We start from the raw sequence: 241 nt of genomic DNA, 5'->3' as shown, positions 1-241 counted from the left end.
AGGTGTTTGAGTTTGTGCCTGTGTCTGGTCCCTTTCATGGCCGTTGGCGTGAGCTGGAGCTGATCACTCAGCGTGATGACGATTGTCTCAGGTTGTGGTTCTCGATTGATCGCCGTCAGCGCGGGGTACGCGGATTATTGTCAGGCCTGCTCGGCAGCAGCGAGCTCAAGCGACAGCTGCGTTTGCCGTTGGAGCTGTCTCCGTCAGACGCCGGAGAGCAGGTGCTGAAGTATCTGGAGCA

General features: G+C 58.1%; 1 pseudogene. It reads left to right on the top strand.

The features are described 5' to 3' along the window. Positions 1 to 20 precede the first annotated feature (20 nt). Positions 21 to 241 (top strand): annotated as a pseudogene (locus ACYP03_RS27660) (sporulation protein); the annotation flags it as partial.

The sequence above is a fragment of the Photobacterium sp. R1 genome, from assembly GCF_054600795.1.
The sequence above is the reverse complement of the archived record's forward strand: the minus strand, read 5'-3'. Positions and strand labels throughout refer to the sequence as shown.